The following is a 14,954-nucleotide window of genomic DNA, read 5'->3' on the forward strand; positions in this document are numbered from 1 at the left end:
GCAACGATTACCCTGTAATCGGTTCCTTTAGAGCAGACTCTGTAGCTTGCGATGCAACATCGAAACGTTGCTTCCTTTTGCTACAAACCCTGTAAGGGTCTCTGTAAGAAGGGCCGAGACTTTATCAGCTTCAGCTTTGCTTGGGAAGCCCCCAAACACACAACTTCCAGTTCCGGTGAGTTTTGCTTCGGTAAATTTACCTAACAAATTCAAAGCGTTACGTACCTCTGGATAACGCCTTGTTACCACCGGCAAGCAGTCATTTCGACTGTTTCCCTTGGGAACGGGGCGCACTTTAATGGGAGGAGTGTTACGTGTCAACAACGGATCTGAAAAAATTTCTGCCGTACTTACAGAGACTTGCGGCACCAGCACGAGATACCACGGTTCTTCCGGGTCGACAGGGGTCAGTTTCTCCCCCACGCCCTCGGCAAAAGCCGCGTGGCCACGTACGAAAACCGGGACGTCGGCGCCCAGCGTCAATCCCAGGCCAGCCAGGCGATCTTCATCCCAACCCAATTGCCACAGGTGATTGAGGCCGAGCAAAGTCGTTGCGGCATTCGAACTGCCGCCACCAATGCCGCCGCCCATGGGCAGGATTTTTTCGATCCATATGTCGACACCCAGTGTGCACCCGGACTGTTCCTGGAGTTTTTTCGCAGCCTTGACGATCAGGTTGCTGTCGTGGGGGACGCCGTCGAATTCGGTGTGCAGGCAAATGACACCGTCTTCGCGCAGGGCGTAGGTGATTTCGTCGCCGTAATCGAGAAACTGAAACATCGTTTGCAGTTCGTGGTAGCCGTCTTCACGGCGACCGAGAATGTGCAACATCAGGTTGAGTTTGGCCGGAGATGGCAAAGTCAGGCGATTGGCTGGCATCTCATGACCCCAATTTGCGTGGTTGCCAGGCCTTGATCACCAGTGTGACGTCAAGGTCGGTGCCATGCAGCTTGATTCGCTCGGGCAGCCAGTAACCGTTTTGCTGGGTGTAGTCGGTGTATTCGACCTGCCAGCCATCCTGTTCGAGGTTGGCCAGGCGGCTGTCGGCATCCAGTGTCAGGTGACTTTTGCTGTCTGGAGACGGGAGCCCGCGGACCCACCAGGCCAGATTGGACACCGGCAGCTTCCAGCCAAGCTGTTCTTCGAGCAGCACTTCCGGATTCGGCGCGTCGTAACGCCCCTGGTTGGCGACTTCCAGCGACACCTTGCCCGGCCGGCCGGTCAGGCGAGCCGCGCCGCGGCCTAGCGGGCCGGACAGGCGAATGTCGTAGTAATCCTGGCGTTGCAGCCAGAACAGCGTGCCACTGCCCGAGTCTTTCGGGGCGCGAATGCCGATCTTGCCGTCGATTTGCCAGCCATCGAGGCCGGTCAGTTGCTGTTTGTGCTCACGCCATTGGGCTGGATTGCCATGCCCCTCGACCGACTCGCGTGGACCCAGGCCTGCGCAACCGGCGAGCAGGGCGATAAAACTGAAAACGATGAAATGGCGCAAAAACATAATCCTAAAGGGTCTCTGATCCGGTCAGGCGTTTGATGGTGCCGCGCAAGGTCGGGCTGTCAGGCTGTTCCTTGAGGAACTTGCCCCAGACTTGTTTCGCTTCACGCTGTTTGCCGTTGGCCCACAGGACTTCGCCCAGGTGAGCGGCGACCTCCTGATCGGGGAAGCGGTCCAGGGCTTGACGCAGCAGGCGCTCGGCTTCGTCGAGGTTGCCCATGCGGTAATTCACCCAGCCAAGGCTGTCGAGTACCGCCGGGTCTTCCGGACTGATCTGGTGCGCCTGTTCGATCAGGGCCTTGGCTTCGGCGTAGCGCGTGGTGCGGTCGGACAGGGTGTAGCCGAGGGCATTCAACGCCATGGCATTGTCCGGGTCGCGCTTGATGATCATGCGCAGGTCTTTTTCCATCTGCGCCAGGTCATTGCGCTTTTCCGCCTGCATGGCGCGGGTGTAGAGCAGGTTCAAGTCGTCCGGGTATTTCTGCAAGGCCTGCTGCAGAACATTCCAGGCCTTGTCGCCCTGATTGTTGGCGGACAGGGTTTCGGCTTCGATCAGGTACAACTGGATGGCGTAATCCGGCTGCTCATCGCGCTCTGCCGCCAGCTTGCGTTGCGCTTCGGCGGTTTTGCCGTTGTCGATCAGGATGTCGGCCTGACGCAATTGCGCCGGCAGGAAGTCGTTGCCCGGGCCAACCTTGGCATATTCGATCAGCGCGCCTTGCGGGTCGTTTTGCTCTTCGGCGATGCGGCCGAGGTTCAGGTGTGCCGAGTCGACATGGCTTTCCCGGGCGATCAAGTCTTCGAGATAACCCTTGGCCTCATTCCAGGCCTTGGCTTCCAGGCAGACCAGCGCGAGGGAGTAACGCAGTTCGTCGTCTTCCGGGTATTGCTGGACCAGGCTCGAGAACTCGGCCTTGGCGTCGTCCATGCGGTCCTGTTCAACCAGCATGCGTGCGTAAGTCAGGCGCAGGCGTTTGTCGTCCGGGTATTTCTTGATGCTTTTCTGCAGCAGTGGCAGGGCTTCGTCACCGCGATGGAGGGTTTGCAGCAGGCGTGCGCGCAGCAGGATCGGAGCGATTTCGCCGTCATCCGGCGGATTGTTTTCCAGCAGCGTCAGCGCACCTTTGGCGTCGCCATCCTGTTGCATCAGCAGTGCCTTGCCGAAAATCAGCTGGCTGTTGTTCGGATGACGCTGCAACAAACGGTCGAAGCTTTTCATCAAGCCGTTGCGGGTGTCCTGGTCGGTGTCGGCCGCGGACAGCGCGAGGAAGTCGAAATGGGTGTCGCCCTTGCCTTGCAGGACTTTCTCCATATAGGCCATGGAGTCGTCATAACGCCCGGCGCGCGCCAGTTGCACGGCGGCGGCGCGTTGCGCTTCGAGGTCGTCGGGGGCGTTTCTGGCCCAGATCAGCGCGGTATCCAGGGCTGCCTGATCGGCGCCCAGGTATTCGGCGATACGGAATGCCCGCTCGGAGATTCCCGGATCCTGGGTGTTGATGGCCTGAGTCACATAGTTGTCCAGCGCAATGTCGAAACGATTGCGTTGGCCAGCCAGTTCGGCGCTCAACAGGCTGAAGATGGTTTCCTCGCTGAACGAGCTGTAGACCTTGGGCTTTTCAGGGGCCGGGGTGCTGTCTTCAACCGGCGGCGTACCGTCCGACGAAACGGGTGCCAAGGCCTGGCAGCCGCTGAGGAAGACAAGAGCGAGGAGCAACGCGGAGGATCTATTCATATAGGAAGAGGACGACTAACCTGCGGTCAGATCATCATGACACAAGCTTTCGGCCAAACATAACCGAGCCGCCAATTTACCCGTGTACACCGGGTCCTTGTGTAGGAGCTGGCTTGCCAGCGATGGTCGTTAACGATGACGCGTTTTAACCGCAAAGACGCGGCGCCTGTCGGTCCATCGCTGGCAAGCCAGCTCCTACAAAGGGATGCGAAACAAGAACCGCTCTCAGTATGCGACGACGCCTACCGGGCCAATAGATATCGAGTAGTTGTTCTGACTCCGTCGAAGTAGGACAATTACCGGCTTCACGTCACAATCAGCGACTTTGAATGGCCTTCCTTGCACTCGGTATTAACCACAAGACTGCTTCAGTAGACGTCCGCGAGCGCGTGGCTTTTACCCCTGAGCAGCTGGTTGAGGCCTTGCAGCAGCTCTGCCGACTCACCGACAGCCGCGAAGCTGCGATCCTCTCCACCTGCAATCGCAGTGAACTCTATATAGAACAGGATCACCTGTCGGCGGACGTCGTGCTGCACTGGCTGGCCGAATATCATCATTTGAGCTTCGACGAGCTGCGCGCAAGCGCCTATGTGCATGAAGATGATGCGGCAGTTCGTCACATGATGCGGGTGGCTTCCGGGCTCGACTCGCTGGTGTTGGGCGAACCGCAGATTCTCGGCCAGATGAAGTCGGCCTATGCCGTGGCCCGCGAGGCCGGCACCATCGGGCCATTGCTCGGGCGGCTGTTCCAGGCCACGTTCAATGCGGCCAAGCAGGTGCGCACCGACACGGCCATCGGCGAGAACCCGGTATCGGTGGCGTTTGCCGCGGTGAGCCTGGCGAAACAGATTTTCAGCGACTTGCAGCGCAGCCAGGCCTTGTTGATCGGCGCCGGGGAGACCATCACCCTGGTCGCCCGCCATCTGCATGACCTCGGTGTAAAGCGTATCGTGGTCGCCAACCGTACCCTGGAGCGCGCCAGCATTCTGGCCGAACAGTTCGGTGCCCATGCCGTGTTGTTGTCGGATATTCCGGCGGAGCTGGTGCGTAGCGATATCGTCATCAGTTCCACCGCCAGCCAGTTGCCGATTCTGGGCAAGGGCGCCGTGGAAAGCGCCTTGAAACTGCGCAAGCACAAACCGATCTTCATGGTGGATATCGCTGTTCCGCGTGACATCGAGCCAGAAGTCGGCGAGTTGGACGATGTTTACCTCTATAGCGTCGACGATCTCCACGAAGTGGTCGCCGAGAACCTCAAGAGCCGCCAGGGCGCAGCCCAGGCCGCCGAAGAGATGGTCTCGGTCGGCGCCGAAGACTTCATGGTCCGCCTGCGTGAATTGGCGGCGGTGGACGTGCTCAAGGCTTATCGTCAACAGAGCGAGCGCCTGCGCGACGAAGAATTGCAAAAGGCCCAGCGCCTGCTGGCCAACGGCACCAGTGCCGAAGAGGTGCTGGTGCAACTGGCTCGCGGGCTGACCAACAAACTGTTGCACGCACCGAGCGTGCAGTTGAAAAAGCTCTCTGCCGAAGGTCGCCTGGATGCGCTGGCGATGGCCCAGGAACTCTTTGCCCTCGGTGAGGGCTCATCGGATAGCTTTTCGGATAAAAAACCGCAATGAAAGCGTCACTGCTCAATAAGCTGGATATTCTCCAGGACCGTTTCGAGGAATTGACCGCCTTGCTGGGCGACGGCGAGGTCATTTCCGATCAGAACAAGTTCCGCACCTATTCCAAGGAGTACGCGGAAGTTGAGCCGATCGTGAACGCCTATAAACAGCTGCTGAAAGTGCAGGCCGACCTCGAAGGCGCCCAGGCTCTGCTCAAGGACAGCGACCCGGACATGCGGGAAATGGCCGTGGAAGAAGTTCGCGAGGCCAAGGAGCGCCTGGTCACGCTCGAAGCCGACCTGCAGCGCATGCTGCTGCCCAAGGATCCGAATGACGGGCGCAACGTGTTCCTCGAAATCCGTGCCGGCACCGGCGGCGACGAGGCAGCGATTTTCTCCGGCGACCTGTTCCGCATGTATTCGCGTTATGCCGAGCGTCGTGGCTGGCGGGTGGAAATCCTCTCGGAAAACGAGGGTGAACACGGCGGCTATAAAGAGGTGATTGCCCGGGTCGAAGGCGACAACGTCTACGGCAAGCTGAAATTCGAATCCGGTGCCCACCGCGTGCAGCGGGTGCCGGCGACCGAATCCCAGGGCCGCATCCACACGTCGGCCTGTACCGTGGCGGTATTGCCCGAGCCGGACGAACAGGAAGCCATCGAGATCAACCCGGCCGACCTGCGCATCGATACCTATCGCTCCTCCGGCGCCGGTGGCCAGCACGTCAACAAGACCGACTCGGCGATCCGTATCACGCACTTGCCGTCCGGCATCGTGGTCGAATGCCAGGAAGAACGTTCACAGCACAAGAACCGCGCCCGGGCGATGTCCTGGTTGTCGGCCAAGCTGAACGATCAGCAGACCTCGGCCGCGGCCAACGCCATCGCCAGTGAGCGCAAGTTGCTGGTCGGTTCCGGTGATCGCTCCGAGCGCATCCGCACCTACAATTTTGCCCAGGGCCGGGTCACCGACCACCGGGTCAACCTGACCCTGTATTCCCTCGACGAGATCCTTGCCGGCGGCGTCGAGGCGGTGATCGAGCCGTTGCTGGCCGAGTACCAGGCTGATCAACTGGCAGCGATAGGTGAGTAAATGACGATCATTGCCAGTTTGTTGCGTGCCGCCGATTTACCCGACTCGCCGACGGCGCGTCTGGACGCCGAATTGTTGCTGGCGGCGGCGTTGGGCAAGTCCCGCAGTTTCCTGCACACCTGGCCGGAACGCATCGTGCCGAGCGAAGCGGCGCTGACGTTCGCCGAGTATTTGCAGCGCCGCCGCAGTGGTGAGCCAGTGGCCTATATCCTCGGCCAGCAAGGTTTCTGGAAGCTGGATCTGGAAGTGGCGCCGCACACGCTGATCCCGCGACCGGACACCGAGCTGCTGGTGGAAGCCGCGCTGGAGTTGTTGCCCGCCACACCGGCCAGGGTCCTCGACCTGGGCACCGGTAGCGGCGCGATTGCCTTGGCACTGGCGAGCGAGCGTCCGGCCTGGAACGTCACTGCCGTGGATCGCGTGCTGGAAGCCGTGGCCCTGGCCGAACGCAATCGTCAGCGCCTGCACCTGAACAACGCCAAGGTACTGAGCAGCCATTGGTTCAGCGCCCTGGAAGGTCAGCGTTTTCAACTGATCATCAGCAATCCGCCCTACATAGCAGCGGCCGATCCGCATCTGGTCGAGGGCGATGTGCGCTTTGAGCCGGCCAGCGCCCTGGTGGCTGGTGTCGACGGGCTCGACGATCTGCGTCTGATCGTCGCCCAGGCACCGGACCATCTCGACGCTGGCGGTTGGCTGATGCTCGAGCATGGTTATGATCAGGCCGAGGCGGTCCGCGATTTGTTGCTGACCCGCGGTTTTGAGGAAGTTCACAGCCGCACCGATCTGGGCGGTCACCAACGCATCAGTCTGGGGCGCCTGCCGTGCTGAATGATCAGGAGTTGCTGCGTTACAGCCGGCAGATTCTGCTGCAACACATCGATATCGACGGCCAGTTGCGCCTCAAGGACAGCCGCGTATTGATCGTCGGCCTCGGTGGCCTCGGTGCGCCGGTGGCGCTGTATCTCGCCGCCGCAGGGGTCGGCGAGTTGCATCTGGCGGACTTCGATACGGTTGACCTGACTAACCTGCAACGCCAGATCATTCACGACACCGACAGCGTCGGCATGACGAAGGTCGATTCGGCGCTCAAGCGTCTGAGTGCGATCAATCCTGAAATTCAACTGATCGCCCATCGTGCGGCGCTGGATGAAGATTCCCTGGCTGCCGTGGTGGCCGGGGTGGATCTGGTGCTCGATTGCTCGGACAATTTCTCCACCCGTGAAGCGGTCAACGCCGCTTGCGTGGCGGCCGGCAAACCGCTGGTCAGCGGCGCGGCGATTCGCCTCGAAGGGCAATTGTCGGTGTTCGATCCGCGTCGCCCCGAGAGCCCGTGCTACCACTGTTTGTATGGGCACGGCAGCGAAGCCGAACTGACGTGCAGCGAAGCCGGGGTGGTCGGGCCGCTGGTGGGGCTGGTCGGCAGCCTGCAAGCGCTTGAAGCGCTGAAGTTGCTGGCCGGATTCGGTGAGCCGCTGGTGGGGCGCCTGTTATTGATCGATGCCTTGGGCACGCGCTTTCGCGAATTGCGGGTCAAGCGGGATCCGGGTTGCAGCGTCTGTGGGTCGAAACATGCGTGAGGCGCCAATCGGCGTGTTCGACTCTGGTGTCGGTGGGCTCTCGGTGCTGGCCGAGATCCAGCGCTTGTTGCCCAACGAGACGCTGATGTACGTCGCCGATTGCGGGAATGTTCCCTATGGCGAGAAAACCCCGGAATTCATCCGGCAGCGTTGCAGCGTGATGGCCGATTTCTTTCAGCAACAGGGCGCCAAGGCCCTGGTGCTGGCCTGCAACACGGCAACGGTGTCAGGTGTCGCCGACTTGCGCCGCGACTATCCCGAATGGCCCATCGTCGGCATGGAGCCGGCAGTCAAACCGGCCGCTGCCGCAACCCGCTCCGGCGTGGTGGGGGTACTGGCCACCACTGGCACCTTGCAGAGTGCCAAGTTCGCCGCATTGCTCGACCGTTTCGCCACGGACGTGAAAGTGATTACCCAGCCGTGCCCCGGGCTGGTGGAGCTGATTGAAAACGGCGATCTGCGTAGCCCCGAGCTGCGTCAGCTGTTGGCCAGGTATGTCCAGCCGCTGCTGGCCGCCGGCGCGGACACCCTGATTCTCGGCTGCACCCATTATCCCTTTCTCAAGCCGATGCTCCGGCAGATGATCCCCGAGGACATCAGTCTGATCGACACCGGTGCCGCCGTCGCACGGCAGCTCCAGCGGCTATTGGCCGAAAGCGAACTGCTCGCCGAAGGGGCTGCCCGTGAGGCGCAGTTCTGGACCAGCGCCGATCCGCTGCATTTCAGAAATATCTTGCCGAAACTGTGGAATACCTCTGGCATTGTGCGAAGCTTCAACAGGTAAAAGATTGACCGGGGGAATACGAAAAATCGGGTGAGCTTCTGATTGATCGCTGACTTCTATAGCGTTGCAGGGTTGGGCTACAAAAAAAATCATACGAAATCGTTCGGAAAAGGAAGTTTCTCGTGAAGCGACTATTCTGTTTGGCCGCGATTGCGGCCGCATTAATGGGGCACACCTTTACTGCGCAGGCGGCAGGTGTGGAGTTCGCGGTTGGTCAGACCAGCGATTCGACCATGACGTATCGACTGGGCATGCAATTCGATTGGGACCAGAGCTGGTGGCAGAGTGACGTCGGTCGCATGACCGGCTACTGGAGCGGTGCCTATACCTACTGGGAAGGCGACAAGACCTCGAGCAATAACAGCCTGTCGTTCTCCCCGGTGTTCGTTTACGAATTTGCCGGCCAGAACGTCAAACCGTACGTTGAAGCAGGCATTGGCGTGGCGTTTTTCTCCAATACCCGACTCGAAGACAACAACCTCGGCAGTTCTTTCCAGTTTGAAGACCGGCTCGGTTTTGGCCTGCGCTTCAATGGCGGCCATGAAGTAGGAATCCGCGCGACGCACTATTCCAACGCCGGGCTCGCCAGTTCCAACGACGGTGTAGAAAGCTACGCGCTGCATTACACGTTGCCGTTGTAACACCCCGCACAATCAATGTGGGCGCGACGGTTCGGCGCCCCCACATTTGCTTTCGGGTGATTTTGAAATCAGCGGTACGCCGTCGAAATCCCCTGGCGTTCGTCGATGCACTCTGGTGCGCCCATTTCGAACTCCCGGCAGATCAGCGGGCGTTTTTCGTAGATGGTGCACATCATCGAGTTGCGATCCAGTGCGGCACACCAGCCGTCGTCCAGGCGCAGCATGACTTCCCCGCCCCAGTCATCGGTATCGATGAACCGTTCAGGCACACCCGTGTCGGTGATCAGCATGACTTCGAGCTGGCAGCAGCAGGCTGCGCAGGTCGAGCACGTGACCGCGGGTTCCGCGATTTGCGTATGGGGGATGGTATTCATGGCGCGCAGTGTAAGGCAGTCGCCGGGTGATATGTGAAAGGTCGGACGGACGCAGGTCCGCCCCCGAGATACCCCTGCCGATGATGGCGATGTTCACGGTTGATCCTTGAGCGGCGGCTGGCTGCGCACCGTGCGTTTCCCTATCTCCAGTTTCACATGGTCCGGCAGTCTGGAGAGCGGCCACAGGGTAGCCATGAATGCTGCCGGGAAAGCGATTTCCTGCGGACGGTCCTTGAGCTTTTCGAAGATGTACCGTGCGGCTTTCGCCACTGGCCAACGCAAGGGCAGGGAGAAGTCGTCTTTCGTCGTCAGCAGCGTTTCGACAAAACCGGGGCTGATCACCGTGACTTCTATGCCTTCGGGAGCCAGGTCGATACGCAGGGATTCGAACAGATGACGCAGCCCGGCCTTCGAGGCGCCGCAGGCTTCCGCCTTGGGCAGCGGCAGGTAAGTCACCGCACTGGCTATGGGCACCATATGCGGTGCGGTGCCAGCCCGTAGCAAAGGCAGGGCTGCCTCGATGCAATAGCTGCTGGCCAACAGGTTGGTGCGCACCACGTGCTCGACAATCGACGCGTCGAACTGCTTGGCGTCCACGTACTCGCAGGTGCCAGCGTTGAGTATCACGGTGTCCAGCGAACCCCAATCCTCGGCAATCTGCTCGCCAATCTCGCGCACGGTCTGGCTGTTGGTCAGGTCTCCGGCGACTACCAGCACTTGTCCCGGATAACGTTGTGACAAGACTTTCAGTGGCGCAACTGACCTTGAACTTACCGCCAGGTGCGCGCCGGTCTTCAGGATTTTCTCGGCCAGCGCGGCACCAATACCGCTGCTGGCGCCGGTCAGCCAATAACGGCGAGGAGGTGTACGACTCATCCCAAGCTCCTTTTCAGCCAGGCGATTGCCCGGTCTGCCAAATGTTGCAGGTTGTCTTTGTCGAGCGTCATGAACGGAGGGCAAACTGCTGCATGAAACTATTCATAGGCACTCCCGGCCAGTTCGGCGGACAGTTGCCGTGACGGCAGATTCTTGAACGCAGTCAAGGCGCGTGTACGCGAAGCACTCAAGTCAACGATCGGTGACGGGTAATCCACAACACCGAAAAGGCCGCCGAAACTGGCGGGGTTGTGCACGTCCTTTTTACTCAGACCGGCCAGTTCCGGTAGCCAGTGCTTGATGAACAGCCCTTCGGGGTCGAATTTTTCCGACTGGCTCAACGGGTTGAAAATCCGGAAATAAGGCGCCGAGTCGGTACCGGTGGAGGAACTCCACTGCCAGCCACCATTGTTCGCCGCCAGGTCGCCATCAATCAGGTGCTGCATGAAAAAACGTTCGCCTTCGCGCCAGTCGATCAGCAGGTTCTTGGTCAGGAACATCGCCACCACCATACGCAGGCGGTTGTGCATCCAGCCGGTAGCCAGCAGTTGGCGCATGGCCGCGTCGATGATCGGCAAACCGGTGCGCCCCTGTTGCCAGGCGGCCAGTTCTTCGGGGGCATTGCGCCAGGCCAGCGCTTCGGTTTCCGGGCGAAACGCGCGGTGCCGGGACACCCGTGGGTACCCCACCAGGATGTGTTTGTAGAACTCGCGCCACAGCAGTTCATTGATCCAGGTGACGGCACCGGTCTTGCCACTTTCGAACTCGCCCTGATTGTTGTTCAAGGCGGCGTGCAGGCATTGGCGGGGAGAAATCACTCCGGCGGCGAGATAGGCCGAAAGCTGACTGGTGCCGGGTTTCGCCGGGAAGTCGCGTTCGTTTTGATAGTGGTCGATCTGCGCATCGGTAAAGCTGTTGAGGCGACGCCGGGCTTCGGTTTCGCCGGCCGGCCACAGTTGACGCAGATTGTCGGCGGGCGTTGCGAAACCCTCGATACTCGTGGGAACTGCATCGCTGGCAATGTTCAGCGGCGCTTGCTTGCGTGGTGCGCGGACCAGGCCGGGCAGCGAATGGTGCAGGCGTTCGTAGCAGACTTTGCGGAACTGGCTGAAGACCTGAAAACAAGTGCCGGTCCGGGTCAGCACGCTCCCGGGCTTGAACAGCAATTGATCGAGGTAGCGGTGAACTTTGATGCCTTCGGCCCCGAGCGTCCTGGCGACCGCCGCATCGCGACGGGTTTCATGGATGCCGTACTCTTCGTTGAGGTACACCGCGTCGATCTGCCATTGTCGGCACAGATCCAGCAACACGGCTGGGGCGTCCTCCCAGCGCGGTGCCCAGCGGACCAGCAGGGGAATGTTCAGTTGACCCAGTTCGCGGCTCAACTCGCGCAGGTTACGCAGCCAGAAGTCCACTTTGCAGGGCGCGTCATCGTGTTCCAGCCATTGTTCCGGACTCAGCAGATACACGGCCACGCACGGCCCGCGAGTCGCGGCGGCCGAGAGAGCGGTGTTGTCATGCAGGCGCAAGTCGCTGCGCAACCAGATCAATTGCATGTTGGTATCCGCGCGATTCATTTAAATCAGCCCGCACTGAATGAGTGCCTGATGTGCCGACAATGGATCTTCGGCCAGGTACAAGTCAGCGATCTCGGTAGTACTTGCAGACAACTCGGCGTGGTGGATGCATACCGTTGGTCCGGCAATCATTCTTGGGCAACTGATGCCTTTGAACAGTTTCGGCAGTTGCGCCAGGTTCATGGCCTTGCTGGAGTACAGCAGAACCCCGCGGGGTTGCAGTAGTTCAACCGCCAATGCCAGTTCACCGACAGGCAGCGGTCCGTCGAAGACCTCTACCGGGCAATCGGCCGTGCTGATCAACCAGGCCGTGAGCCACAGATTCGGCTCAGTGGGCAGGTCCGAGTGGTTGATCAACAGCAGCGGCGCGCTGCGCAACTGACGATTGTTATGGTAGATGCGTGCGCCGAACTTGCTGCGCAACCAGGCACAAAAAAACACCCGCTCCATCTGCGCACCGAATTGGCCTTGCCAGCGTAGCTCCAGAGCGGCCAGCAGGGGCATCAGCAATTGTTCGCACAGGGTTCGCGGCGGATACAGCGCCATCGCCTGATTGACGCTGTCATCCAGGGCGCGTTCCTGCAATCCGCTGACCGCCTGCAGCAACGTTTGCAGCAAGGTGTGCCAATCGTTGTCGACGGACTCGCTGAAGGCTTGCGGCGTGTCGAGCAATTGCTTGACCTGACTGACGGCAACGCCACGGTTGAGCCAGGTGAGGATGGCCTGGATGCGTTGTACATGATCGGCCGAAAACAACCTGTGCCCCTTGGGCGTGCGTTGCGGCACGATCAGCCCGTAGCGCCGCTCCCAGGCGCGTAAGGTCACGGCATTGACGCCGGTTTGCCGCGCCACTTCACGGATCGGCAGCCAGCCTTCGTCCAACGCCTTTTTAAAGTCATCGCCGAGATCTTCGCGGGCGCTGGTGTCGAGTGCTTTTTTCATCAGATGGCGTTTCGCAGGCTTAGGTTTTCCGGGTGCGGTTGCAGGTAGACCTGCTGTGCGATGTATGGATCAGGGTGTTGGCGAAAGTGATGTTTGAGCAGCGTCAGGGGCACCACCAGCGGCACGATACCTTGGCGGTACTGACTGATCACGTGTTGCACTTCCTGCTTGTCTTCGCGGTTGATGGCCTGCTTCAGGTAGCCACTGAGGTGTTGCAGGACATTGGTATGGGTGCCACGGGTGGCACACTTTTTCAGGGCAGCCATCAGTTCACTGAAATAGCGCGCGCCGAGTTGCTTCGGATCGGTCTGGCCCATGTTGCCCAACAGGTTGCCGAGCACTTTGTATTGCCCCGGGTTGTGTGCCATCAAAAGGTATTTGTAGCGCGAGTGAAAGTCCGTGAGACCGCGCCGGGTCAGGCCTTCCTGGCACAGCTGCTGCCAGGCGCTGTAGGCGAATACGCGAGTGAGGAAGTTTTCCCGCAGCACCGGATCGTTGAGCCGGCCGTCTTCCTCCACCGGCAAGTCCGTGTGCAGCAGACAGAAAGCCTTGGCGTAGATCCCGTGACCACCGCCGTCCGCTCGTGTGCCGTTGGCTTGGTAGACCTTGACCCGCTCCAGGCCACAGGATGGGGAGTTTTGCATGAAGATATAGCCGCAAATATCCCCCAGCTGCACTGCCATGTTGCGGCCGTAGGTGGCCAGCGCTTGTGTCACGTTAAGGTTGTGATCGAGGGTTCCCACGGCTTCGGGTTGATCTGCGCCACTCACCAGCCGAATCGGTTGGCGGGGCACGCCGAGGCCGATAGCCACTTCCGGGCAGACCGGGATGAAATCAAAGTAATCAGTTAGGGTGCGGCTGCACAGCCGCGATTCCTTGTGCCCGCCGTTGTAGCGCACGTCGAGCCCCATCAGGCAGGCGCTGATGGCGATTTTCGGTTTGGCGGGGGAGTGGGGCATCGGAGCACCTCGAATCTGAACCTGTACAAACATTCGGGTCTGTACAAGATAACTTCATCATAGATTCAAAGCTGTACAAGTCAAATCCTATGTATAGGTATTTGGCTGGCTGCTGTCCATGATGACAGCAGCGACTTGCTCGGATTGATGCTCCTTACTGCAGGTGTTCATGCAAGCGGCGGGCGGCTTCCTGACCGCTGAGCCAGGCCCCTTCGACACGTCCGGACAGGCACCAGTCGCCGCAGGCGTACAGCCCCAGGTCGGCATCGGCCAGGGTGCCCCATTCGTGACTGCTGGCAGGGCGGGCGTAGAGCCAGCGGTGGGCGAGGCTGAAGCTCGGCGCAGGCATGGAGTCGTGCAGCAATTCGGCGAATGCGCCATGCAGCTGTTCGATCACAGCCTCCTTGGGCAGGTCGATGTGCTGGCGACTCCAGGCGCTGGTGGCGTGCAGCACCCAGGTGTCGAGGGTGTTGTCGCGCCCGGGTTTGCTGCGGTTGCGGGCCAGCCAGTCGAGTGGGCTGTCCTGTACGAAGCAGCCTTCCATGGGGGTTTCCAACGGCGTTTCGAAGGCCAGGGCAATTGCCCAGGTCGGGTCCATTTTCACCCCGGCGGCGGCGCCCGCGAGTTTCGGCGCCGATGCCAGCAGAGCCGTGGCCTGTGGGGCTGGCGTAGCGATGACCACGTGGCTGAACGGTCCGTGGGTGAAGCCCTCGGCGTCCTGCAGATGCCAGTGTTCTTCACCGCGATAGACCTCGGTGATCCGGCAGGCGAAATGCACTTCAAGGTCACCGAGCAGGGCGCGGGTGATGGCGCTCATGCGGGGCGTGCCGACCCAGCGGGTCTGCTCGTCCGGCGACAGGTTGAGCTGACCGCCATGGTAGGTGTACAGCTGCGGCGTCCACTCGGCGACCCAGCCTCTGGCCTGCCAGCGCTGGACTTCCGTGACAAAGCGGCGGTCGCGGGCGGTGAAATATTGCGCGCCCATGTCCAGAGCACCCGCATCGCTGCGCTTGCTCGACATGCGCCCGCCGCTACCGCGGCTTTTATCGAACAGTTGAACCACATGCCCGAGGTCGGTCAGGGCCTGGGCAGCGGAGAGTCCGGCAATGCCGGTGCCAATGATTGCGATAGGTACAGTCATAGGTGCCTCGTTTACCTTTCTGTACAGACTACGCCGAGGTTTAAACCTGTACAATATTGTTTTTCGGTATAACTTTTAGCGTTCTCGTTCTGACAGCTTGGCCTATTGTTAAACATAGAGCCTGCTCGATACCAAAGATCCCTGCTTATAAAAAT

General features: G+C 60.3%; 15 protein-coding genes. 6 read left to right on the forward strand and 9 right to left on the reverse strand.

The window, feature by feature from the left end:
- Window positions 1–27: 27 nt before the first annotated feature.
- Genes ispE through PMI31_RS04990 form a run of 3 tightly spaced genes read right to left on the reverse strand, consistent with a single transcriptional unit; the run spans window position 28 to window position 3,227 of the window.
- A complete protein-coding gene (ispE, locus tag PMI31_RS04980; protein ID WP_008016619.1) occupies window positions 28–879 on the reverse strand; it encodes a 4-(cytidine 5'-diphospho)-2-C-methyl-D-erythritol kinase in 852 nt (283 codons plus the stop codon).
- 1 nt (window position 880) lies between these two features.
- Window positions 881–1,498 (reverse strand): lipoprotein insertase outer membrane protein LolB, encoded by a 618-nt coding sequence (lolB, locus tag PMI31_RS04985; RefSeq protein ID WP_008016620.1) that lies wholly within the window; start codon window positions 1,496–1,498, stop codon window positions 881–883.
- A gap of 4 nt (window positions 1,499–1,502) precedes the next feature.
- Complete coding sequence (locus tag PMI31_RS04990) at window positions 1,503–3,227, reverse strand: tetratricopeptide repeat protein (protein ID WP_008016621.1); 1,725 nt, start codon at window positions 3,225–3,227, stop codon at window positions 1,503–1,505.
- Window positions 3,228–3,556: 329 nt separating this feature from the next.
- Here PMI31_RS04990 and hemA point away from each other — a divergent pair, with 329 nt between their 5' ends.
- The 6 genes from hemA to PMI31_RS05020 all read left to right on the forward strand — a co-directional run bounded on the left by hemA (window position 3,557) and on the right by PMI31_RS05020 (window position 8,930).
- Complete coding sequence (gene hemA / locus PMI31_RS04995) at window positions 3,557–4,846, forward strand: glutamyl-tRNA reductase (RefSeq protein ID WP_008016623.1); 1,290 nt, start codon at window positions 3,557–3,559, stop codon at window positions 4,844–4,846.
- The gene (gene prfA / locus PMI31_RS05000) at window positions 4,843–5,925 is read left to right on the forward strand and encodes a peptide chain release factor 1 (RefSeq protein WP_008016625.1); all 1,083 of its coding nucleotides are present in this window, start codon (window positions 4,843–4,845) and stop codon (window positions 5,923–5,925) included. The genes hemA and prfA overlap by 4 nt, the downstream gene beginning before the upstream one ends.
- Entirely contained in the window at window positions 5,926–6,756 is an 831-nt protein-coding gene (gene prmC / locus PMI31_RS05005) for a peptide chain release factor N(5)-glutamine methyltransferase (RefSeq protein ID WP_008016626.1), read from the forward strand.
- Window positions 6,750–7,505 carry a molybdopterin-synthase adenylyltransferase MoeB gene (locus PMI31_RS05010; protein ID WP_008016632.1) on the forward strand — a complete coding sequence of 252 codons (756 nt, stop codon included), beginning with the start codon at window positions 6,750–6,752 and terminating at the stop codon, window positions 7,503–7,505. Before prmC ends, PMI31_RS05010 begins: the two co-directional genes overlap by 7 nt.
- Window positions 7,498–8,289, forward strand: coding sequence for a glutamate racemase (gene murI / locus PMI31_RS05015; RefSeq protein WP_008016634.1), 792 nt, complete (start codon window positions 7,498–7,500; stop codon window positions 8,287–8,289). The genes PMI31_RS05010 and murI overlap by 8 nt, the downstream gene beginning before the upstream one ends.
- A gap of 122 nt (window positions 8,290–8,411) precedes the next feature.
- Complete coding sequence (locus PMI31_RS05020; protein ID WP_008016635.1) at window positions 8,412–8,930, forward strand: acyloxyacyl hydrolase; 519 nt, start codon at window positions 8,412–8,414, stop codon at window positions 8,928–8,930.
- 68 nt (window positions 8,931–8,998) lie between these two features.
- Here the strand turns inward: PMI31_RS05020 and PMI31_RS05025 are convergent, their stop codons facing one another.
- The 6 genes from PMI31_RS05025 to PMI31_RS05050 all read right to left on the reverse strand — a co-directional run bounded on the left by PMI31_RS05025 (window position 8,999) and on the right by PMI31_RS05050 (window position 14,799).
- On the reverse strand, window positions 8,999–9,304 hold the full coding sequence (locus PMI31_RS05025; protein WP_008016637.1) for a YkgJ family cysteine cluster protein: 306 nt from the start codon (window positions 9,302–9,304) through the stop codon (window positions 8,999–9,001).
- Window positions 9,305–9,397: 93 nt separating this feature from the next.
- The gene (locus tag PMI31_RS05030) at window positions 9,398–10,180 is read right to left on the reverse strand and encodes an SDR family NAD(P)-dependent oxidoreductase (protein WP_008016638.1); all 783 of its coding nucleotides are present in this window, start codon (window positions 10,178–10,180) and stop codon (window positions 9,398–9,400) included.
- A 98-nt stretch (window positions 10,181–10,278) separates the two neighbouring features.
- Window positions 10,279–11,736: a deoxyribodipyrimidine photo-lyase gene (gene phrB, locus PMI31_RS05035; protein ID WP_008016639.1), complete on the reverse strand. Its 1,458-nt coding sequence runs from the start codon at window positions 11,734–11,736 to the stop codon at window positions 10,279–10,281.
- A gap of 21 nt (window positions 11,737–11,757) precedes the next feature.
- Window positions 11,758–12,699, reverse strand: coding sequence for a MerR family transcriptional regulator (locus PMI31_RS05040; protein WP_008016640.1), 942 nt, complete (start codon window positions 12,697–12,699; stop codon window positions 11,758–11,760).
- Window positions 12,699–13,658 (reverse strand): YbgA family protein, encoded by a 960-nt coding sequence (locus tag PMI31_RS05045; RefSeq protein ID WP_008016641.1) that lies wholly within the window; start codon window positions 13,656–13,658, stop codon window positions 12,699–12,701. Before PMI31_RS05045 ends, PMI31_RS05040 begins: the two co-directional genes overlap by 1 nt.
- A 154-nt stretch (window positions 13,659–13,812) precedes the next feature.
- Window positions 13,813–14,799 (reverse strand): NAD(P)/FAD-dependent oxidoreductase, encoded by a 987-nt coding sequence (locus PMI31_RS05050; RefSeq protein ID WP_008016642.1) that lies wholly within the window; start codon window positions 14,797–14,799, stop codon window positions 13,813–13,815.
- Between the last annotated feature and the right edge of the window lie 155 nt (window positions 14,800–14,954).

It is taken from the genome of Pseudomonas sp. GM55, assembly GCF_000282395.1.
Classification (GTDB): domain Bacteria; phylum Pseudomonadota; class Gammaproteobacteria; order Pseudomonadales; family Pseudomonadaceae; genus Aquipseudomonas; species Aquipseudomonas fluorescens_CC.